This is a genomic window from Blastococcus sp. SYSU DS0753 (assembly GCF_054051175.1).
In genome coordinates, this window is record NZ_JBJHAT010000005.1 from 179,378 (window position 1) to 199,746 (window position 20,369).

General features: G+C 76.0%; 21 protein-coding genes and 1 tRNA gene. 15 read left to right on the plus strand and 7 right to left on the minus strand.

Features of this window, described 5'->3' with window-relative positions:
• Positions 1-100: 100 nt before the first annotated feature.
• Both selD and ACI799_RS06935 read right to left on the minus strand, forming a co-directional pair.
• Positions 101-1,108, minus strand: coding sequence for a selenide, water dikinase SelD (selD, locus tag ACI799_RS06930; protein ID WP_456599115.1), 1,008 nt, complete (start codon positions 1,106-1,108; stop codon positions 101-103).
• Positions 1,109-1,118: 10 nt separating this feature from the next.
• Positions 1,119-1,700, minus strand: coding sequence for a helix-turn-helix transcriptional regulator (locus tag ACI799_RS06935; protein ID WP_456612714.1), 582 nt, complete (start codon positions 1,698-1,700; stop codon positions 1,119-1,121).
• 50 nt (positions 1,701-1,750) lie between these two features.
• On the opposite strand from ACI799_RS06935, the gene ACI799_RS06940 reads away from it, so the two are divergent.
• From ACI799_RS06940 to ACI799_RS06955, 4 genes are all read left to right on the plus strand, one after another.
• Positions 1,751-1,846 (plus strand) — tRNA-OTHER (locus tag ACI799_RS06940).
• A 30-nt stretch (positions 1,847-1,876) separates the two neighbouring features.
• Complete coding sequence (gene selA / locus ACI799_RS06945) at positions 1,877-3,193, plus strand: L-seryl-tRNA(Sec) selenium transferase (protein ID WP_456599117.1); 1,317 nt, start codon at positions 1,877-1,879, stop codon at positions 3,191-3,193.
• Positions 3,184-4,929, plus strand: coding sequence for a selenocysteine-specific translation elongation factor (gene selB / locus ACI799_RS06950; RefSeq protein ID WP_456591244.1), 1,746 nt, complete (start codon positions 3,184-3,186; stop codon positions 4,927-4,929). Before selA ends, selB begins: the two co-directional genes overlap by 10 nt.
• Positions 4,930-4,993: 64 nt before the next feature.
• Positions 4,994-5,368 carry a PH domain-containing protein gene (locus tag ACI799_RS06955; RefSeq protein ID WP_456591243.1) on the plus strand — a complete coding sequence of 125 codons (375 nt, stop codon included), beginning with the start codon at positions 4,994-4,996 and terminating at the stop codon, positions 5,366-5,368.
• A 72-nt stretch (positions 5,369-5,440) separates the two neighbouring features.
• Here ACI799_RS06955 and ACI799_RS06960 read toward each other — a convergent pair whose 3' ends face one another.
• Complete coding sequence (locus ACI799_RS06960) at positions 5,441-6,211, minus strand: enoyl-CoA hydratase-related protein (protein WP_456599119.1); 771 nt, start codon at positions 6,209-6,211, stop codon at positions 5,441-5,443.
• 49 nt (positions 6,212-6,260) lie between these two features.
• On the opposite strand from ACI799_RS06960, the gene hemW reads away from it, so the two are divergent.
• The 7 genes from hemW to ACI799_RS06995 all read left to right on the plus strand — a co-directional run bounded on the left by hemW (position 6,261) and on the right by ACI799_RS06995 (position 11,697).
• Positions 6,261-7,499, plus strand: a complete 1,239-nt coding sequence (gene hemW, locus ACI799_RS06965) for a radical SAM family heme chaperone HemW (protein ID WP_456612715.1) — start codon at positions 6,261-6,263, stop codon at positions 7,497-7,499.
• A gap of 158 nt (positions 7,500-7,657) precedes the next feature.
• Positions 7,658-7,813: a hypothetical protein gene (locus ACI799_RS06970; RefSeq protein WP_456591240.1), complete on the plus strand. Its 156-nt coding sequence runs from the start codon at positions 7,658-7,660 to the stop codon at positions 7,811-7,813.
• Positions 7,814-7,901: 88 nt separating this feature from the next.
• Positions 7,902-8,216 carry a TraR/DksA family transcriptional regulator gene (locus ACI799_RS06975; RefSeq protein ID WP_456591239.1) on the plus strand — a complete coding sequence of 105 codons (315 nt, stop codon included), beginning with the start codon at positions 7,902-7,904 and terminating at the stop codon, positions 8,214-8,216.
• Between the two features lie 92 nt (positions 8,217-8,308).
• Positions 8,309-9,217 carry an ATP-binding cassette domain-containing protein gene (locus tag ACI799_RS06980; protein ID WP_456612716.1) on the plus strand — a complete coding sequence of 303 codons (909 nt, stop codon included), beginning with the start codon at positions 8,309-8,311 and terminating at the stop codon, positions 9,215-9,217.
• Positions 9,214-9,960 carry an ABC transporter permease gene (locus tag ACI799_RS06985; RefSeq protein ID WP_456591237.1) on the plus strand — a complete coding sequence of 249 codons (747 nt, stop codon included), beginning with the start codon at positions 9,214-9,216 and terminating at the stop codon, positions 9,958-9,960. Before ACI799_RS06980 ends, ACI799_RS06985 begins: the two co-directional genes overlap by 4 nt.
• Before the next feature lie 22 nt (positions 9,961-9,982).
• Positions 9,983-11,095, plus strand: a complete 1,113-nt coding sequence (locus tag ACI799_RS06990) for a sensor histidine kinase (protein WP_456599122.1) — start codon at positions 9,983-9,985, stop codon at positions 11,093-11,095.
• Positions 11,092-11,697: a response regulator gene (locus tag ACI799_RS06995; RefSeq protein WP_456612717.1), complete on the plus strand. Its 606-nt coding sequence runs from the start codon at positions 11,092-11,094 to the stop codon at positions 11,695-11,697. The genes ACI799_RS06990 and ACI799_RS06995 overlap by 4 nt, the downstream gene beginning before the upstream one ends.
• A gap of 1 nt (position 11,698) precedes the next feature.
• Here ACI799_RS06995 and ACI799_RS07000 read toward each other — a convergent pair whose 3' ends face one another.
• Positions 11,699-12,076, minus strand: coding sequence for a type II toxin-antitoxin system VapB family antitoxin (locus ACI799_RS07000; RefSeq protein ID WP_456599218.1), 378 nt, complete (start codon positions 12,074-12,076; stop codon positions 11,699-11,701).
• Positions 12,077-12,339: 263 nt separating this feature from the next.
• On the opposite strand from ACI799_RS07000, the gene hrcA reads away from it, so the two are divergent.
• The 3 genes from hrcA to ACI799_RS07015 are packed head-to-tail and all read left to right on the plus strand — an operon-like array spanning position 12,340 to position 15,264.
• Positions 12,340-13,362 carry a heat-inducible transcriptional repressor HrcA gene (gene hrcA, locus ACI799_RS07005; RefSeq protein ID WP_456591234.1) on the plus strand — a complete coding sequence of 341 codons (1,023 nt, stop codon included), beginning with the start codon at positions 12,340-12,342 and terminating at the stop codon, positions 13,360-13,362.
• A gap of 15 nt (positions 13,363-13,377) precedes the next feature.
• A complete protein-coding gene (gene dnaJ / locus ACI799_RS07010) occupies positions 13,378-14,508 on the plus strand; it encodes a molecular chaperone DnaJ (protein WP_456612718.1) in 1,131 nt (376 codons plus the stop codon).
• Positions 14,509-14,511: 3 nt separating this feature from the next.
• A complete protein-coding gene (locus ACI799_RS07015; protein ID WP_456612719.1) occupies positions 14,512-15,264 on the plus strand; it encodes a 16S rRNA (uracil(1498)-N(3))-methyltransferase in 753 nt (250 codons plus the stop codon).
• Between the two features lie 114 nt (positions 15,265-15,378).
• On the opposite strand, the gene ACI799_RS07020 is transcribed toward ACI799_RS07015, so the two are convergent.
• From ACI799_RS07020 to ACI799_RS07030, 3 genes are all read right to left on the minus strand, one after another.
• Positions 15,379-16,998, minus strand: coding sequence for a PhnE/PtxC family ABC transporter permease (locus ACI799_RS07020; protein ID WP_456612720.1), 1,620 nt, complete (start codon positions 16,996-16,998; stop codon positions 15,379-15,381).
• Positions 16,995-17,675 (minus strand): phosphonate ABC transporter ATP-binding protein, encoded by a 681-nt coding sequence (locus ACI799_RS07025; RefSeq protein ID WP_456612721.1) that lies wholly within the window; start codon positions 17,673-17,675, stop codon positions 16,995-16,997. Before ACI799_RS07025 ends, ACI799_RS07020 begins: the two co-directional genes overlap by 4 nt.
• Before the next feature lie 62 nt (positions 17,676-17,737).
• Positions 17,738-18,697, minus strand: coding sequence for a putative selenate ABC transporter substrate-binding protein (locus tag ACI799_RS07030; RefSeq protein WP_456612722.1), 960 nt, complete (start codon positions 18,695-18,697; stop codon positions 17,738-17,740).
• A 326-nt stretch (positions 18,698-19,023) separates the two neighbouring features.
• Between ACI799_RS07030 and ACI799_RS07035 the strand changes: the two genes are divergently transcribed.
• Entirely contained in the window at positions 19,024-20,202 is a 1,179-nt protein-coding gene (locus tag ACI799_RS07035) for an ABC transporter substrate-binding protein (RefSeq protein WP_456591228.1), read from the plus strand.
• The last annotated feature ends 167 nt before the right edge of the window (positions 20,203-20,369 follow it).

Consider the following 20,369-nt stretch of genomic DNA (forward strand, 5'->3'; position numbering starts at 1 on the left):
GACGGCCGCTCCCGGGGCTGTCAGCGGACGATGGCTCTGGTCCGCTTGCGCGCCCCAGTCCGCTCCTCGCTCGTTCCTCGCTGCGATGCTCCTGGGGCTGTCAGCGGACGATGACCACGTGCTCCTGGCGCGGCACGAACTCGCCGATCACCGGGGAGCCGGCGACCTCGCCGCCGAGCAGGAGCCCGCCGGAGGTCTGGGCGTCGGCGAGCAGCAGCGCCTCGTCCTCGCCGACCGCGGAGAGGTCGGCGTGCGGGCGCACCCAGTCCAGGTTGCGCCGGGTGCCGCCGGAGACGAACCCCGCCGCCAGCGCCTCACGCGCGCCGGCCAGGTAGGGGACGGCGGCGGCGTCGACGACGGCGGTGACCCCGCTGGCCCGCGCCATCTTGTAGAGGTGCCCGAGCAGGCCGAACCCGGTGACGTCGGTGCCCGCGCGGATGCCGGCGGCCACTGCGGCCCGGCCGGCGTCGCGGTTGAGCGCGGTCATCGAGGCGACCGCCTCCTCCGACACCTCGCCCGTGGCCTTCATCCGGCTGTTGAGCACGCCCACGCCGAGCGGCTTGGTGAGGCTCAGCGGTGTGCCGGCGACCGCGCCGGCGTTGGTGATGATCCGGTCGACGTCGACCACGCCGGTGACCGCCATCCCGTATTTCGGCTCCGGGTCGTCGATGGAGTGGCCGCCGCCGACGTGGCAGCCCGCCTCCTGCGCCACCTCCAGCCCGCCCCGCAGCACCTCCGTCGCCAGCTCGGCGGGCAGCACGTCGCGCGGCCAGCCGAGCAGGTTGACCGCCACGACGGGCGTGCCACCCATGGCGTAGACGTCGGAGAGCGCGTTCGCGGCGGCGATCCGGCCGAAGGTGTACGCGTCGTCCACGACGGGGGTGAAGAAGTCGGTGGTCAGCACCAGCCCTTGCCCGCCGGCGAGGCGCACGACGGCCGCGTCGTCGCCGTCGTCCAGGCCGACGACGAGCTCGGCCGCCGGGTCGACCGGCCCCTGCGCGGTGAGCCCGGCGACGACGGCCTCGAGCTCCCCGGGCGGGATCTTGCAGGCGCACCCCCCGCCGTGGGCGTACTGGGTGAGCCGGATGCGCGCGGGTGCGGTGGTCACGGCCCCGAATCTAGGCCCGCCCGCCGGGCAGCACCCGGAGCCGGGGTGGCTCGGGGACCGGCGGGGTTCGGGGAAGCCGCCGCCCGGCCGGGTGCCCGGGGGACGGCGGCCCGCCGATCCCGGCGAGCTCACGACGCGGAGCCGCCTCGTCGGTGACCTCGGCCCCGCCGATGCGGTCCTCCCGGAACCAGCGCAGCGCCTGGCGCTCGCGGCACCAGGCCACCAGGAACCGGTGCGCCCCGGTGTGGACCAGCAGCTGCGGCTCCACCGCCCGCTCCGACCAGCGGTTCTGGCCGTCGCAGTAGTGCAGCACCACGACGCGCCGCTCGGCCAGCCCACGCTCCAGACGCCGCCGCACCTCGGCGTCCCGTGCGGCCTCGGCGGCCAGCCAGCGGCTGCTCGCCAGCAGCCGCGCCCGCTGGGCCGGATCGGGCTCCAGCGCCGTCAGCACCTTCTCCAGCGCCGTCTGCCCCGCCTCGGCATAGGGCCCCGCGGCCGGGGCGGCCAGCGCGGCGGCGACGGCGGCGGCCTCCTCGGGCGTGAGGGTGACCGGCGGCAGCGTGGCCGGGGTGCGGGGCTCGGTGCGGTTCACGCTGCCGATGCTGGCAGCGACCACCGACAGTTCCACGTAGGCTGCCGGGCGGAGGCGTCAGGGTGTCTGGTGGCCCCCGCGGCCTCTAAAGCCGACGTGGCCGAGCATCTCGGCCAGGCGGGTTCGATTCCCGTCCGCCTCCGCCAGCTCCCGCCCCGCACCTACGCTGCGGGGCGATGACGACCGACCCGCGCCGCCAGGTGCCCCGCACGGACACGCTGCTCGCCGACCCCCGCCTCGCCGGCGCCGGCGAGCGGCTGGGGCGCGTCCTGGTGAAGGGCGCCGTCCAGCGCGTGCAGCAGCGCATCCGGGCCGGCGAGGTGGCGCCGGACGCCGCCGTCGACGCCGTCCTCGCCGACCTCCCGCCCACAGCCGGCAGCCTGCGCCCGGTGCTCAACGCCACCGGCGTCGTCGTGCACACCAACCTCGGCCGCGCGCCCCTGTCGGAGGCCGCCGTCGCGGCGGTGGCCGCGGCGAGCGGCACCACCGACGTCGAGCTCGACCTGCGCACCGGTCGCCGGGGCCCGCGGGGGGAGGCGGCCATCGCGGCGCTGCTGGCGGCGGTCCCGGCCGCGGAGGCCGCGCTCGTGGTGAACAACTGCGCGTCCGCGCTGGCGCTGGTGGCCACCGCGCTGGGGCAGGGCCGGGAGCTGGTGCTCGCCCGCGGCGAGCTGGTCGAGATCGGCGACGGCTTCCGCATCCCCGAGCTGCTGGAGAGCACCGGCGCCCGGCTGCGCGAGGTCGGCGCCACCAACCGCGTCGCCCTGGCCGACTACCGCGGGGCGCTCGGCCCGGACACCGGCGCGGTGCTGAAGGTGCACCCGTCCAACTTCGTGGTGCGCGGCTTCACCCGGGCGGTCGAGGTGCACGAGCTCGCGGCGGCGCTCGAGGGCACCGGGGTCCCGCTGGTCGTCGACGTCGGCTCGGGGCTGCTCCGGCCGCATCCGGTGCTCCCCGACGAACCCGACCTGCAGACGGCGCTCGCCGCCGGTGCGGACCTCGTGCTCGCCAGCGGTGACAAGCTGCTCGGCGGCCCCCAGGCCGGCCTCGTCCTCGGCCGCGCGGAGCTGGTGCAGCGCCTGCGCCGGCACCCGCTCTACCGGGCGTTCCGGGTCGACAAGACCACGCTGGCCGCGCTGGAGGCGACGCTGCGCGGCCCGCTGCCGCCCGTGCAGCGGATGCTCGCCGCCGACGTCGAGGAGCTGCGGGCACGGGCCCGGGCGCTGGCGGAGCGCCTGGCGGCCGGGGGCGTGGACGCGCTCGCGGTGGACGCCGACTCCCGCGTCGGCGGGGGAGGGGCGCCCGAGCACCCGCTGCCCGGGGCCGCGGTCGCGCTGCCCGAGCGGTTCGCCGAGCCGCTGCGCCTGGGCGCCACCCCGGTGGTCGGCTACGTCGAGGACGGTCGCACGCTGCTCAACCTGCGCAGCGTCGATCCCTCCGACGACGGCGCCCTCGCCGCGGCCGTCCTGGAGGTGGTCCGCCGGTGGACGTGATCGCGACCGCGGGTCACGTGGACCACGGCAAGTCGGCCCTCGTGCGCGCGCTCACCGGCATGGAGCCCGACCGGTGGGCCGAGGAGCGCCGCCGCGGGCTGACCATCGACCTCGGCTTCGCCTGGACCACCCTGCCCTCGGGGCGCCGGCTGGCCGTCGTGGACGTGCCCGGACACGAACGGTTCGTGGGCAACATGCTCGCCGGCGTCGGCTCGGTGCCGGCCGCGCTGGTCGTGGTCGCGGCCGACGACGGCTGGTCGGCGCAGACCGCCGAGCACGTCGCCGTCCTGGACGCCCTCGGGGTGCGGCACGCCCTGCTCGCCGTCACCAAGGCCGACCTCGCCGACCCCGCGCCGGTGCTCGCCGACGTGCGCGAGCGGCTGGCCGCGACGTCGATGGGCGAGGTCCCCGGCGTCGCGGTCAGCTCGATCACCGGGCAGGGGCTGGCCGAGCTGACCGCTCGGCTGGAGGAGCTCCTCGGCGCGCTCCCGGCCCCGGACCCCGACGCGCCGGTGCGTCTCTGGATCGACCGGGCCTTCAGCATCAAGGGGGCCGGCACGGTGGTCACCGGGACGCTCGCCGCCGGAGCGGTCGCGCCCGGCGACCGGTTCCTGCTGGGGGACCGCGAGGTCACGGTGCGCGGCGTGCAGTCGCTCGGCGAGCCGGTCGAGCGGGCCGCGGCCACCGCGCGCGTGGCGCTCAACCTTCGCGGTGTCGCGGTCGAGGACCTCTCGCGCGGTGACGCGCTGCTCACCCCGGGCGCGTTCCGGCTGACCGACGTCGTCGACGCGACGCTGGCCGGGGCGCCGGAGGAGCGGCTGCCGGCCGAGCCGGTGGTGCACGTCGGCTCCGCGACGGTGGGTGCGCGGCTGCGGCCGCTGGACGGCCGGGCGGTGCGGCTGCGCCTCGCCTTCCCGCTGCCGCTGCGGATCGGTGACCGGCTGCTGCTGCGCGACCCCGGCGCCCGGCGGGTGCTCGGCGCCGACGTGCGCGACGTCGACCCGCCCGAGCTCCGCCGCCGCGGCGCCGCCCGGCAGCGGGCCGCCGAGCTGGTGGCGCAGCCCGCCGGCTCCGACGGCGCCTCGGCCGACCTCGCCCGCCGCCGGATCGTGCGCTCCGCCGACTTCGCCGCGATGGGCTGGCCGGTACCTGCCGGGGCGACCCGGCTCGGCCCCTGGCTGCTGGCCGCCGGGCTGGCCGACGAGCTCGCCGCGCGGGTGCCCGAGATCGTCGCCCGCTACCGGCGGTTGCGGCCGCTGGAGCCGGGGCCGCCGGCGGAGGTGGTGCGCCGGGCGCTCGAGCTGCCCGATGCCGAGCTGGTGCCGGCGCTGGTCCGCGAGCCGCTGGTGCTGCGCGAGGGCCGCGTCGTCGACGGCGCGGCGGACCTGCCGCCGGAGGTCCAGCGGGCGGTCGACGCCGTTCGTGCCCGGCTGGCGGCCGATCCGTTCGCCGCTCCGGAGGCGCCCGAGCTCGCCGACGCGGGGCTGGGCACCCGGGAGCTCGCGGCGGCCGTCCGCAGCGGGCAGCTCGTGCGCGTCGGGGAGGGCGTCTACCTGGCTCCCGGCGTCGACACGGTGGCCCGGGAGCGGCTCGCGCGGATCCCGCAGCCGTTCACCCTCAGCCAGGCACGGCAGGCGTGGGGGACCAGCCGCCGGGTCGCGGTGCCCCTCATGGAGTGGCTGGACGCCCGGGGCATCACCGAGCGGCTACCCGACACCACCCGCCGGCTGCGGTAGGCAGCCTGTCCCGGGCTCCGCGCGTCGAGGACGACTCCCGTGCTCCGGCACCTAGCGTGCGGGGGTGATCGACTTCTCCAACGGTTCCGTCTTCAAGCTCAACCCCGCGAATCCCCAGGACATCGGTCCCGCCGTGGCGCCGCTGCTCATCCAGGGGGAGCAGATCGTCGCCTGCTTCAAAGCGGTGCGTGACTTCGTCGTCTTCACGAACAAGCGGCTCATCGCCGTGAACGTGCAGGGCATGACGGGCAAGAAGCGGGACTTCACGTCCCTTCCCTACAGCAAGGTGCAGGCGTTCTCGATCGAGACCGCCGGGACGTTCGACCTCGACGCGGAGTTGGACCTCTGGTTCAGCGGGCTCGGGAAGGTCCGGCTGGAGTTCAAGGGCAACGCGGACATCCGTCAGCTCGGGCAGATGATCGCCACCTACGTCCTCTGACGAGCCTGGTCCCCGCTCGCTCGTGCCCTGCCCACCCCTGTGGGCAGGGCAAGAGCATGCGGCGGGAACAGGTCAGTCCGTGGCTGGGACCCAGCGGGCGGGGCGCTTCTCCCGGAACGCCGCGATGCCCTCCTGGCCCTCCTCGCCGGCGAAGAAGCGCGCCGACAGGTCGAGCAGGGGCTCGAACTCCAGCCGTGGCTGGCGTGCCCGCAGCAGCCGCTTGGTCTCGGCCAGGGCGGCCGGCGCACCGGCGGCCAGCGCGGTGAGCTGCCCGGCGAGGACGGCGTCGACCTCGTCGTCACCGGCCACCAGGTCGACCAGCCCTCCGTCGGCGGCGGTCGCGGCGTCGAAGACCTCGCCGCTGAGCATGAGCCGGTGGGCCACGTGGGTGCTCATCCGGGGGAGGACGACGGCGGAGATCACCGCCGGCACCAGGCCCAGGCGCACCTCGGAGAAGGCGAACGTCGCCGACTCCGCCGCGACGACGACGTCGCAGGCCGCCAGCAGCCCGACCCCTCCGGCGCGGGCCGGACCGCGCACCACCGCCACCACGGGCTTGGGCGAGGACCAGACCAGCTCCAACAGCTCCGGGAACTCGCGCACGCCCTGGCTCTCCGACGAACCGCCGGCCGCCTCGGAGAGGTCCATCCCCGAGCAGAACACCCGGCCGGTGTGGTCGAGCACGACCACCCGCACCGCGTCGTCGGCCAGGGCATCGGCCAGCGCCGCGCGCAGCTCGGCCCGCATCGCCCGCGACAGCGCGTTGCGGTTGGTGGGGGAGTCCAGCGTCAGGGTGGCGACGCCGCGCGAGACGGACACCTGCAGCACTCGGTCGGAGGTCACGTCCGGCATCCTGCCGCCCCGGTGGCCCGGCGCGGCACACTGGGAGCAGATGAACACCGTCCTGCCGCTGATCGACGACGCCGGCCTGCCGCCCGGGTCCCCCGGCCCCGACCGGCTCCCCGGCAGCGCCCGCGAGGGGCTCACGACGACGCCGTTCGGCCTGTACGTGCACGTCCCGTTCTGCGCGACCCGCTGCGGCTACTGCGACTTCAACACCTACACCTCCGACGAGCTCGGCCCCGGCGCCACCCGCAGCGAGTACGCGGGCACCGCGATCGCCGAGCTGGAGCGCGCCGTCCGGACCCTGGGCCCGGACCTGCCGACCGTCTCCACGGTCTTCGTCGGCGGCGGCACGCCGACGCTGCTGCCGGCCGACGACCTCGCCGCCGTGCTCGAGGCCGCCCGCGGGCTCTTCCCGTTCGCCGACGACGTCGAGGTGACCACGGAGGCCAACCCCGAGACCGTCTCGCCCGCCTCGCTGGCCCGGCTGCGCGAGGCCGGCTTCACGCGGGTCAGCCTCGGCATGCAGTCGGCGGCGCCGCACGTGCTCGCCGCGCTGGACCGCCGGCACACCCCCGGCCGCGCCGTCGAGGCGGCGCACGAGGCCCGCGCGGCGGGGTTCGAGCACGTCAACCTGGACCTGATCTACGGCACGCCCGGGGAGACCGACGCCGACTGGGCCGCCTCCCTCGACGCGGTCCTCGCCTCGCCGGTCGACCACGTCAGCGCCTACGCGCTGATCGTCGAGGAGGGCACCAAGCTGGCCCGGCGGGTCAAGCGGGGCGAGCTGCCCATGCCCGACGACGACGTCCTCGCCGACCGCTACGAGCAGGCCGACGCGACGCTGCGCACGGCAGGCTTCGAGTGGTACGAGGTGTCGAACTGGGCCACCGCCGACGCCGCCCGCTGCCGGCACAACGAGCTGTACTGGGCCAATGCGAACTGGTGGGGGATCGGGCCGGGCGCGCACAGCCACGTCGGCGGCGTCCGCTGGTGGAACGTGAAGCACCCCGCGGCCTACGCCGACCGGCTGGCCCGCGGCGAGAGCCCGGCGCAGGACGCCGAGCTGCTCGACGACGACGACCGCGCACTGGAGGCGGTGATGCTCGGGTTGCGGCTGCGCGCCGGACTGCCGCTGACCGCGCTCACCGGCACCGGGCGTGCGCGGGCGGCCGAGGCGGTCGCAAGCGGTCTCCTGGACCCGCTGGCGCACGCGAACGGGCGGGCCGTCCTCACCGACAGGGGCCGCCTGCTCGCCGACGCGGTGGTCCGCGACCTCACCGACTGACGGAGGACCCGTCCCCGTCCCTCACACGCTCGGGACGAGCTTCGGAACACGACCGAGGGTGGCTCGGTTCATCCGAAAGGGCGAGATTGGTCCGGCCGTTGTGGGCTATGGTCCCCGTTCCGGCAACGGGGCCGGGTGTTCGGAGGGGGTGGTCGGTCGTGACCGTGCCAGGAGTGCGCCCAGCGGCGGCCCCACCGTTCGCCCTGTCCGGCGGTGCCCGGCTCGCCCTCGCGATGAACCGCCGTGCCCGCGGGCTGCGTGGCCTCGACGTCCTCCGCCGCAGCCAGGACCGGGCCCCGCCGCGTCGCTCCTGACTCCGTCCCGGAGTCCCCGCACCAATCCCGACGCGCCACCGACCGGTGACCGCGTCTTCCCGCGTTGCCCCGAGAAGGAGATCCCCGCATGTCTGCCAGCATCGACAGCACGACCGCCGCCTCGGCGAACCGCTTCCGCACCCTCCTGGAGGAGCAGCGCGCCGACTGCGCGCAGCAGCGCGAGGAGGCGCTCGCCGAGTGCGCGACCTCGGTGCCCGACCCGGTCGCCCAGCGCCGCAGCGCCGACCTGCAGCGCACCATCGAGGAGATCGACGCCGCGCTCGCCCGCCTCGACGACGGCAGCTACGGCCGCTGCACCGGCTGCGGTACCGCCATCCCCGAGGAGCGGCTCGAGCTGCGCCCGTTCGCCCGCACCTGCGTGGCCTGCACGCCCGCCGCCTGACCTGGTGCGCCGGTCGCGTCTGACGGATGTCAGGCGCGACCGGCGACGTCCGGCACTAGTGCGCTCCGGCGCCGCGGGAGCAGGCTCGGCGCATGCCTCCCGCACCCGCTCTCGACATCCGCGGGCTGACCGTCCGCTACGGCGACGCGGTCGCCGTCGACGACCTCGACCTCACCATCCCGTGCGGCCAGACCGTCGCCCTGCTCGGGCCCAACGGCGCCGGCAAATCGACCGTCGTCAACGCCGTGCTGGGCCTGCTGACCCCGACGGCCGGGGAGATGCGCGTGCTCGGCCGCAGCCCGGGCGACGCCGTCCGGGCCGGCAGCGTCGGCGCGATGCTGCAGCACGGCGGGCTGCCCAGCGAGGCCCGGGTCGGCGAGGTGCTCCACCTGGTGCGCCGCAGTTTCCCGACGGCGTGGCCGCTGGACGACCTCGTGGTCACCGCGGGCATCGACGGGCTGCTCGACCGGCCGGTGGAGGCGCTCTCCGGTGGTCAGCGCCAGCGCGTCCTGCTGGCCCTGGCCCTCGCCGGCGCACCGCCACTGCTGCTGCTCGACGAGCCCACCTCTGCCATGGACGTCGAGGCGCGCCGTGCGTTCTGGATGACGATGCGCGGCCTGGCCGGCCGCGGGCACACCGTCGTCTTCGCCACCCACCACCTCGACGAGGCCGACGCGGTCGCCGACCGGGTGGTCGTGGTCGCCGGCGGGCGGGTGGTCGCCGACGGCACCGCCGCGGAGGTCAAGGCCGGGGTCGGCGGGCGCACCGTCTCCTTCACGGCCGCTCCGGAGCGGCGGTTCGACGCCGTTCCGGGGGTCACCGCGGTGACCTGGCAGGGGAGCACGGTGCGGCTGGCGACCACCGACGTCGACGCCACCCTGCGGGCGTTGCTGGCCGACGGCGGCCTGCCCGACCTCGAGGTGCGCGGCGCGTCCCTCGAGGACGCCGTCCTCTCGCTGATCCCCACCCGCCGGCCGAGCACGATCGGAGCCGCCCGATGAGCCCGCTGTTCGCCTTCCAGCTGCGCCGCGTGGGGCGCAACAAGCAGTTCCTCTTCTTCACCGTGCTGCTGCCCGCGCTGTTCACGATCTTCCTGACCAGGATCATCGGGGGGCAGATGACCGGTGCGGCGGCGCAGCAGGAGGCCGCCGCCGCGATCATGGTCTCGATGATGGCCTACGGGGCCATCGGGGCGTCCCTGGGCGCGACCATCCGCATCTCGTTCGACCGCGCCTCGGGCTGGCTCCGCCAGCTCCGGGTGACCCCCGTGCCGCAGACCCAGGTGTTCGCCGTCGACGTCGCCGTCGGGGTGCTGCTGACCCTGCCGAGCCTGCTGGTCGTCGCGCTGGTCGGGCGGTTCGTCAACGGGGTGCAGCTGCCGGCCGGCACGTGGCTGGCGCTCCTCGCCGTGCTGTGGGCGGGGTCGGCGGCGTTCGTGGCCCTCGGCATCCTGGTCGGGCTGTCGCTGGACGAGAAGGCGGCCGGTGGCGCCATCGGCATCCTGGGTGTGGTGCTGGCGGCGCTGGGCGGGCTGTGGTGGCCGGTGGAGATGCTGCCCGAGGCGATGCGCGGCCTGGCGTACAGCCTGCCCTCGTACTGGTACGCCGAGCTCGGCCGCGACGTGGTCGCCGGTGGGTGGCCGTCGGCGGTCGCAGTGCTGGCGATGGCCGGGTACACCGCCGCCTTCGGAGCCCTCGCGGTGTCCGTCGCCCGCGCCCGGCCGCTGCACGCGGTCGCGGGCTGAGCCGACCGCTACCGTGCCCGTCGTGGACGCCCCGAGCCGCTGGCAGCGCCTGGGCTGGGCCGTGCCGTGGCTGCTGTTCCAGGCCTTCCCGATCGCGGACCTGGTCAGCACGCCGCGGCCCGTGGCGGTGCAGGTGGTGGCGGCCGTCGCCCTCGTCGCCTTCACCGTCGTCTACCTCGGCGTCTTCGGCGAGGTCTTCGGGAGCCGCCGGGACTGGCCCCGCGTGCAGCTCGTGGTCGTCGCCGTCCTGGGGGTCGGGCTGGCCGTCTGGCTGGGCCCCGCGTGGGCCGGGTTGATGATCTACGTCTCGGCGGCGGCGTCGGTGGCCCTGCCCGCGCGGTGGGTGTGGCCGGCGGTCGTCGGCGCGGCCGCGGTGTGCGCCGGGGTGCTGACCGCCCACGGCGTCCTCGGCGACGTCTTCATCCTGCCGGTGATCTGCCTGCTCACCGCGTTCGCCCTGCGGGGGATGCGGCAGCTGATGAGCGTCAACGCCGAGCTGGTGGAGGCGCGCGAGGAGCTGGCCCGCAACGCCGTCACCGAGGAGCGGCTGCGGTTCGCCCGCGACCTGCACGACCTGCTCGGGCACAGCCTGTCGCTGATCGCGCTCAAGAGCGAGCTCGCCGGCCGGCTGGCCGAGCGCGACCCGGTGCGCGCCCGCCAGGAGATGGCCGACGTCGAGGCCGCCGCGCGCCGGGCGCTCGCCGAGGTCCGCGACGCCGTCAGCGGCTACCGCCAGGTGAGCCTCGCCCAGGCGCTGGCCGAGGCCCGCTCGGCGCTCTCGGCCGCGGGCATCGCGCTGCGGGCACCGGCTCCGGGCCGATCGCTGCCGGCGCCGGTCGACGCGGTGCTCGGCTGGGTGGTGCGGGAGGCCACCACGAACGTGCTCCGGCACAGCGCCGCCCGGTCGGTCACGGTGAGCCTCGCGGAGACGGACGAGGACGTGGAGCTGAGCGTGACCGACGACGGCCGGGGCGGGGACGCGCCCGCCGGCGCCGGCCTGTGCGGGCTGGCCGAGCGGGTGGCCGCGGTGGGGGGCCGGCTGACGCACGGGCCGGTCGACGGCCGCGGGTTCCGGCTCACCGCCTCGGTGCCGCTCAGCAGCGCGGTCCGCGCCTCGCCCGTGGCGGCGTCGTGATCCGGGTGCTCATCGCCGAGGACCAGACGATGGTCCGCGGGGCGCTGCGCGCGCTGCTGGAGCTCGAGGACGACATCGAGGTGGTGGCGGAGGTGGGCCGGGGCGACGCCGTGGCGGCGGCCGCCGTGGAGCACCGACCCGACGTCGCCCTGCTGGACATCGAGATGCCCGGCGCCGACGGGCTCGCGGCCGCCCGGGAGCTGGCGACGGCGCTGCCCGGGTGCCGCGCGGTCATCCTGACGACGTTCGGCCGGCCGGGGTTCCTGCGCCGCGCCATGGAGGTCGGCGCCGCGGGCTTCCTGGTCAAGGACGCGCCCGTGAGCGAGCTGGCCCAGGGCATCCGGGCGGTGATGGCCGGTGAGCGGGTCATCGACCGCGACCTGGCGGCCGCCGCCCTGGCCATCGGGGCCACGCCGCTGTCGGCGCGGGAGGCCGACGTGCTGCGCGCCGCCGCGGACGGGGCGACCGTCGCGGACATCGCCGGCCGGCTCTTCCTGTCGGAGGGCACCGTGCGCAACTACCTGTCGTCGGCGATCGGGAAGACCGGCGCCCGCACCCGGGTGGAGGCGGCCCGCGTCGCGGAGGAGAAGGGCTGGCTCTAGGTCAGCCGTCGCGCGGCCCGGGCACCGGTGGCTGCGCCGGGAGCGATGCCGTGCTCGGGCCGTCCGGCGTCTGCACAGGGGTGAGCGCGTCGAGGTCGAGCACCCGCACGTGGATGACCGTGCGCTGCTGCAGCGCCGCGCGCAGCGCCCGGTGCAGCCCGTCCTCCAGGTACAGCTCCCCGTGCCACTGCACCGCGTGCGGGAAGAGGTCGCCGTAGAAGGTGGAGTCGTCGGCGAGCAGCGCGTCGAGGGCCAGCTCGCGCTTGGTGGTCGTCAGCGTGTCCAGCCGGACCTGGCGGGGCGGGATCATCGCCCAGTCGCGGGTGGACAGGCCGTGGTCGGGATAGGGGCGCCCGTTGCGCACGCCTTTGAAGATCAGGGGACCGACCTCCGCTCTCCGCCCCCGCCCGGGGCACCGACCGTTACCAGCCTAGCCGTCGGAACGGCGCCGTACCCCCGCCCGTGCGGCCCCGTCCGGGGGCTCGCCGCGAGCCTGCGAGCGGGGGAGGAGGACGGGCTGCTTCGCGTATGCTGGCCTGGCACTCTGTCCGTGCGAGTGCCAGCCGGGGCGAACCGGGGCCGGCGTCGGTCCCGCCCCCGGGGCGCGGCACGGCGCGTCGACCGGTACGGGGAGGTGTCACCGTGGCGCACGACGAACGGCGCCTGGAGGTGCTCCGGGCCATCGTCCAGGACTTCGTCTCCACCAACGACCCGGTGGGCAGCAAGGCCCTCGCCGAGCGGCACGACCTGGGCGTCTCCCCGGCGACCATCCGCAACGACATGGCGGTGCTGGAGGAGCAGGGGTACATCACCCAGCCGCACACCAGCGCCGGCCGGGTACCCACCGACAAGGGCTACCGGTTGTTCGTCGACCGGCTCTCGGCGGTGAAGCCGCTGTCGGCTGCCGAGCGCCGGGCGATCGAGCGCTTCCTCGACGGCGCCGTCGACCTGCACGACGTCCTCGGCCGGACGGTGCGGCTGCTCGCGCAGCTGACCCGCCAGGTGGCGGTCGTCCAGTACCCGACGCTGTCGCGCAGCGCCGTCCGGCACCTCGAGGTGGTGCAGGTGGCGGTGGGCCGGCTGCTGCTGGTGCTCATCACCGACACCGGCCGGGTCGAGCAGCGCGTCGTCGACTGCCCGGCCGACGTCGACCCGACTGCGGTGCCCGAGCTGCGTGCCCTGCTCAACTCCGCCTTCGCCGGGGTGAAGCTGGGCGAGGCCGGGGACAAGGTGCCCGGGCTGCTGGAGACCGCGCCGCCGCACCTGCGGGGGCTGGTCGCCGCGGTCAGCGCCACGCTGGTGGAGACCCTCGTCGAGCCCAGCGAGGACCGGCTGGTCATCGGTGGGACGGCCAACCTCGCACGGGGCACCGCCACCGACTTCCCCGGCACGCTCCGGCCCCTGCTGGAGGCCCTCGAGGAACAGGTCGTCGTGCTGCGCCTGATGAGCGAGGTCGACGCCGGCACCGTGCTGGTGCGCATCGGTGAGGAGAACGCCCACGAGGCGTTGTCCGGGGCCTCGCTGGTCACCGTCGGGTACGGCTCGGGTGACCGGGCGCTCGGCGGCCTCGGGGTCGTGGGACCGACCCGCATGGACTACCCAGGAAACATGGCCGCGGTGCGAGCCGTGGCCCGCTACGTCGGCCACCTGCTGGCCGAGAGCTGAGGACGAGACTTTTCGATGGCGACCGACTACTACGGCGTGCTGGGCCTGGCCCAGGGAGCGACCGATCAGGACATCAAGCGCGCCTACCGGCGGCTCGCGCGCGACCTGCACCCGGACGTCAACCCCGATCCGGAGGCCAAGGAGCGCTTCCAGGAGGTCACCCGCGCCTACGAGGCGCTGACCGATCCGGAGAAGCGCCGGATCGTGGACCTGGGCGGTGACCCCTTCGACAGCGGCGCCGGGGGTGCCGGTGGGTTCGCCGGTGCCGGGTTCGGCGGCCTGGGCGACATCATGGACGCCTTCTTCGGCGGCGCGGCCACCCGTGGCCCGCGCAGCCGCACGCGGGCCGGGCGGGACGCGCTGATCCCGGTGGAGCTGGAGCTGGACGAGACCGTCTTCGGCACCACGAAGGACCTCACCGTCGACACCGCCGTGCTCTGCGACACCTGCGCCGGCGCCGGGACCGCCCCCGGCACCCACCCGGCCACCTGCGGCACGTGCTCGGGCCGCGGCGAGGTGCAGAGCGTGCAGCGCGGTTTCCTCGGGCAGGTCGTCTCCAGCCGCATCTGCCCGACCTGCTCGGGCACCGGCCAGGTCATCCCGCAGCCGTGCCCGAAGTGCGCGGGCGACGGCCGGGTGCGGGCCCGCCGCACCCTGTCGGTGAAGGTGCCGCCGGGCGTGGAGGACGGGATGCGCATCCGGCTCACCGGCCAGGGCGAGGTCGGCCCCGGCGGCGGGCCGGCCGGCGACCTGTACGTGGAGGTGCACGAGCGGCCGCACGAGGTGTTCACCCGCGATGGCGAGGACCTGCACTGCCGGGTCACGCTGCCGATGACCTCCGCAGCGCTGGGCACCACGCTGAACCTCAGGACGCTCGACGGCGAGGAGGAGCTCGACATCCGCCCGGGCACCCAGTCGGGCAGCGTGCTCACCCTCCGCGCGCACGGGGCACCGCGGCTGCGTGCCACCGGGCGCGGTGACCTGCTGGTGCACGTCGAGGTGCAGACGCCGACGAAGCTCGACGCCGAGCAGGAGAAGCTGCTGCGCGAGCTGGCCGCCCTCCGGGGGGAGGACCAGCCCGGTGCCAACCGGGAGGCCCAGGGCGGCCTGTTCTCCCGGGTCCGCGACGCCTTCCACGGGCGCTGATCGATGAGCACCGAGGCCCCCGAGCTCGACGGCGTCCCGCTGTTCCTGGTCGAGGAGCTGCCCGAGGTCCCGGAGCTGCTCGTCGCCGGGCAGGAGGGGCGGCACGCCGTCGACGTGCTGCGCCTGCAACCGGGCGAGCGGGTGCACGTCGGTGACGGCGCGGGCACCGTCGCCGAGGGCGAGGTCGTCGCCGCCGGCCGCGAGGGTCTGCGCGTCGCCGTGCGGAACCGGTTCGAGGTACCCGCGCCGGACCCGGAGTTCGTGCTGGTGCAGGCCCTGCCCAAGGGGGACCGGGGCCCGCTGGCCGTCGACCTGGCCACCGAGCTCGGCGTCGACCGGATCGTGCCGTGGCAGGCCGCGCGCTGCGTGACCCGCTGGCGCGACGACCGGGTGGAGAAGGGCCTGGCCAAGTGGCGGGCCGCGGCCCGGGCGGCGAGCAAGCAGTCCCGGCGGCCGCGGCTGCCCGAGGTGACCGCGCCGATGAGCACCCGGGAGGTCGCCGGGGTGCTCGCCGACGCCGACCTCGCCGTCATCCTGCACGAGCAGGCCCGCCGGCCGCTGGCCGAGCTGGCCGTGCCCACCTCGGGCACCGTGGTGATCGTCGTCGGCCCGGAGGGCGGGCTCTCCGACGGCGAGGTCGTCGCGTTCCACGCGGCCGGGGCCGAACCGGTGCGGCTGGGCCCGGAGGTGCTGCGCACCTCCACCGCGGGCGCCGCCGCGCTGGCGGCGTTGTCCGTCACCGCACGCTGGAGGTAGGGCGTTCCCCGCCGCGGGCCCGGAGGGCTCCCGGCAGGGAACGCGGACGCACTCGTCGCAGCCGGGGAACGCCCCTGGCCGTGGTGCGGCCCGGAGGGTCGCAGTGTCATCGCCTCATCGAACTGCGGCGCGGGCGCGGTCGCTGACCAGGTCGACGAGGAAGGTCAGCAGCACGATCGCCGCCAGCACGGTGGTGACGCCTGCCCAGTCGAAGGCCGACATCCGTGCCGACAGCAGCACCCCGATCCCGCCGGCGCCGAGCAGGCCGACGAGGACGGTGTCGCGGATCGCCACCTCCCAGCGGTAGAGCGACAGCGCGAGCACCGGGCCGGCGAGCGCCGGGGCGGAGCCGTAGAGCCACCGGCCGACCGGAGAGGCCCCCATGGCGCGCAGCGCCTCGGCCGGGCGCCGGTCGGTTTCCTCGACCGCCTCGCCGACCAGCCGGCCGAGCACGCCCAGGGTGTAGACCCCGAGGGCCAGCGCTCCGGGCAGGACGCCGGGCAGCAGGACGAACAACGCGACCAGCGCCCACACCGGTGGCGGGACGGCGCGCAGCAGGAGCAGGGCCAGCCGGGTGAGCACCCCGGCGGTGTGTCGCACCGGCCCGGCCGGGCCGGGCGGGCGCGCGGCGAGGGCGGCCAGCGCCACCGCGCCGGCGGCGGCGAACGCGATCGCCAGGACCGACATGCGCAGGGCCTCCAGAGCGGTGGACCAGACGTCGCCGAGCAGATCGCCGTCCAGGGCAGGTGGCCACGCGGCCGAGGCGAGGTAGGCCAGCTGCTCGCGGGTGCGTGCGGAGACCAGCGCGGCGGGGGAGAGCGCCAGGTACCAGGCCGCCCACGCGACCGCGGCGACGACGGCGAGCACCGCGCCGGTCAGCAGCGGATCGCGCCGGGACCCCGTGCCCGTGCGCCGGGGTGCCGCGACCCGGCGGCGCACGGCCCGGCCGCCGACGTCGGCCAGCAGGCACAGCAGCGCGAGCGCGTAGACCGTCGTCCACACCTGCGCCCAGCGCAGCGAGGTGAAGGAGAGCGCCAGCTGGTAACCGAGCCCGCCGGCCCCGATCAGCCCCAGGACGACGGCCGACCGGACCGCGCACTCCAGCCGGTAGAAGGAGTACGAGAGCAGCCCGCCGGCGGCCGCGGGCAGCAGCCCGTACAGCGCCGCCGTCCCCCGCCCGGCGCCTGCCGCGAGGAGGGCGTCGTAGCTGCCCCGGGGCACCTCGTCCAGCAGGTCGGCGAAGACCTTGGCGGTGATCGCGCCGTACGGGACGGCGATCGCCAGCACGCCCACCCACGGGTCGAGCCCGAGCACGTTGACCAGCAGCAGGCCCCACACCGCCTCGTGCAGCCCCCGGGGCAGCGCCAGCACCCCGCGGGTCAGCAGCCAGCCGGTGCGCCGTCCTCCCCAGGCGGTCCGGGAGACCGGGACCGCGGCCAGCGCGCCGAGCAGCACGGCCAGCCCGGCGCCGAGCACGGCGTAGGCGACGGTGACCAGGGTGGAGCCCGCGACGACGCGGAGGAACTCGCCGCCCAGCTCCGGGCGCAGCGCGGCGGAGAGGAAGCGGCCGACCTGGGCGGTGCCGGCCGGGTTGAGCACCGGCCCGGAGAACAGCCCGCTGCCGGCCAGCGCCCAGCCGAGCAGGCTGAGCCCGGCCAGCCCCCAGACCCACCGCCGCCGGTCCCGGCGCAGCCGGAGCTCGGGAGGTGCCGCCCGGTCGAGGACGGTCGTCACCGGGTGACCCCGTAGAACCGCTCCAGCTCCGCCACCGTCAGGCCGCGGGCGGGGGCGTCCAGGACGATCCGGCCGGCGGCGAGGCCGACGACCCGGTCGCAGTGGCGCAGCGCCAGGGCCGGGTCGTGCAGGCAGGCCAGCAGCGCGCCACCCCGCTCGGTCGCGAGGTCGCCGAGCAGGCCGAGGGCGAGGTCGGCCAGCGCCGGGTCGAGGGCCGACGCCGGCTCGTCGGCGAGCACGAGCTCCGGCTGCTGCACGAGCAGGCGGGCCAGCGCCACCCGTTGCCGCTGCCCTCCCGACAGCCGGTCGGTGCGCTCGTACATCCGGTCGGCGAGGCCCACCCGCTCCAGGGCCTGCCGCACCGTCGACGGGTCCTGCGGGCGGAGCAGCGACCACGCCGCCCGGCCGGCCGGCCACCGACCCAGCCGCCCGGCGTTGACGTTGTGCACCACCCGCAGCGCGCCGGTCAGCTCCAGGTGCTGGTGGACGGTGCCGGTGCGGGCCCGCAGCCGGCGCAGGTCCCGGCCGCGCAGCGCCGTCGGGTCCTCGCCGAGGACCCGCACCTGCCCCGCGGTCGGGGTGACCGCGCCGTTGAGCACGTTCAGCAGCGTCGACTTGCCCGCTCCCGAGGCGCCGACGACGGCGACCCGCTCGCCGGCGGTCACCGCGAGGTCCACCCCGGCGAGGGCAGGCGTGCCGCCGAAGCGGACCTCGATACCGGTGAGCCGCGCGATCTCGGTCAGTTGACCAGCCCCAGGTCCCGGCCGATCTGCTCGATCTGGTCGTAGTTCGCCGCCTCGGTGGGGAGGAACGCCCCCGCGCCGAACAGCCCGAGCACCTCGGCGTCCTGCGGATCCTGCGCGGACAGGTCGGTGAAGTACCCGGTCAGCCGGTCGGGCAGGTCGTCGCCGAACCGTTCGACGGCGCCGGGGCCGAGCAGCCAGTGGTAGTCGTGGTAGGCGGGGGTCCGTGCGTAGCGGACGACCGCCGGGTCGATCTCCCCGGCGGCCGCGCGGGACTCGTAGACCTGCTCGTTCAGCACGCCGGCCTGGTAGCTGCCGGAGGCGACGAGGGACAGCGTCGCGTCGTGCGAGCCGGAGAACCCCGGGCCGCCCGGGAAGCCTTCCGGGTCGACGCCGGCCTCGCGCAGGAAGTAGGCGGGCATGAGCCGGCCCGAGGTCGAGGTCTCGCTGCCGTAGGTGAAGCGCAGGTCGCCGAGCGGGGTGAGGTCCTCGGACGGGGACAGGCCGGTGCTCGCGTTCACCACGAAGACGGAGTGGAACTCCTCGTCGATGTCGCGCTGCGCGATCGGGACGGTGCCGGGGGTCTGCAGCCGCGCCTGGACGCCGGTGAGACCGCCGAACCAGACCAGGTCCAGGTCGCCGGTGCGGAACAGCGAGACGGCGGCGGCGTAGTCGGTGACGGGCCGGTACTCGACGTCGACGTCGAGCGCCCGGGCCATGGAGTCGGCCACGGTGCCGTGGAGCCGCTGCAGGACCTCGGGGTCCTGGTCGGGGATGGCGCCGATGCGCAGCGGCCCCGGGGAGGACGGTGCGGGGTCCGAGGTGCGGCCGCAGCCGGCGAGCGCGGCGGCGAGGGCGGCGCCGGTGCCGGCCAGCAGGGCGCGGCGGGAGAGGTGGGGGAGGAGAGCGGGACCGGGGACGGGGCCACCCGACCGGGCGGCGCGAGCGGGACGCACTACGTCCTCGCCCGGGGAACGGGCACGGGCACGGGAACCTCCGTGGTCGGTGGTGGGGGGCGTCCCATCCTCTACCCCGCGTGCCGGGAGCGGCGCGCCGCGCCTCCGACGCGCGTCCCCGGGGACCGGGTCGGTCACGTACTGGTCACGCTTGCCACGCCCCTAGGGGAAGCCCGGCCGCGGCTGCCTACTGTGACGGCCGTAACCCGGCCGACCGACCTCGGTCGGCCCACGATGCCGGGGTGACACGGGCAGTGCCCGTCCGACCCGGGGAACGCGCGGCCGCCTCGGCGGTGCGCGGTCGTCGTGCTCGACAAGGGAGAGACATGCGCACCAAGCTCCACACCGTCGCCGCGGCCGGCGCCGCGGCCCTCCTCCTCGCCTCCTGCGGCTCCGGTGAGTCCGACGGCGGGGGAACCGCTGCCTCCGGAGAGCTGACCGGCGAGGGCAGCGGCGAATCCTGCACCATCGAGGGCGAGGTGCCCCTCGGCGCGGTGCTCAGCCTCACCGGCGCCGCGGCCAGCTACGGCGAGTCGCAGCAGCGCGGCCTGCAACTGGCCGCCGCGGAGCTCGCCGAGCAGGGCGGCGTCACCTACGACCTCACGATCGAGGACGACCAGACCGATCCGCGCCAGGCCATCACGCTGTTCGACGAGTTCGTCTCCGACGGCGTGAGCCTGATCATCGGCCCCACGCTGTCGAACGCCGCCGTCCAGGCCGACCCGATCGCCCAGGACGCAGGCGTCCCCGTGCTGGGGATCTCCAACACCGCCGAGGGCGTCACCGAGATCGGCGACTACATCTTCCGCGCCTCGCTCACCGAGCAGGCGGTGATCCCGCAGACGATCGCCCAGGCGACCGAGCAGTTCGGGCTCCAGGACGTCGTGGTCATGTACAGCAACGACGACGCCTTCACCGAGTCCGGCTACGAGGCGTTCGCCGCCGCGCTGGAGGAGGAGGGCGTGAACATCAGCGAGACGATCACCTTCTCCAAGTCCGACACCGATTTCCGCGCCCTGCTCACCCAGGCCCGGGAGAACGACCCCGACGCGCTGGTCGTCTCCGCCCTGATCGAGGCAGCGGTGCCGCTGGTGACCCAGGCCCGTGAGCTCGGCATCGACGTGCCGATCATCGGCGGCAACGGGTTCAACAACCCGCGGCTCATGGCCGACGCGGGCGAGGCGGCCGAGGGCGTCGTCGTCGGCGCCGCCTGGAACTCCTCGTCCGACAACCCGGAGAACCAGGCGTTCCTCGAGGCCTACGAGGCCGAGTACGACGCCCAGCCCGACCAGTTCGCGGCGCAGGCCTACGCCGGGCTGAAGCTGGTCGACCAGGCCGTGCGCGCCAACTGCTCCGGCGAGCGCGACAGCATCCAGGAAGCGCTCGGCGAGATCGAGGACGTGCCCACCGTCCTCGGCGAGTTCTCCATCGACGAGAACCGGGACGCCGACCACCCGGCCGTCGTGCAGGTCGTCGAGAACGGCCAGTTCGCCGTCCTGGAGTGATCTGCTCCGCGGCGCCGGCCCCCTGATCGGCCGGCACCGCGCTGCGACCCCGGCGGGGGGGGGGGGGGGGGGGGGGGGGGGGGGGGGGGGGGGGGGGGGGGGGGGGGGGGGGGGGGGGCGGGGGGGGGGGCGGGGCGGCGGGGGGGAGGTGGTGGCGGGCGGCGCGG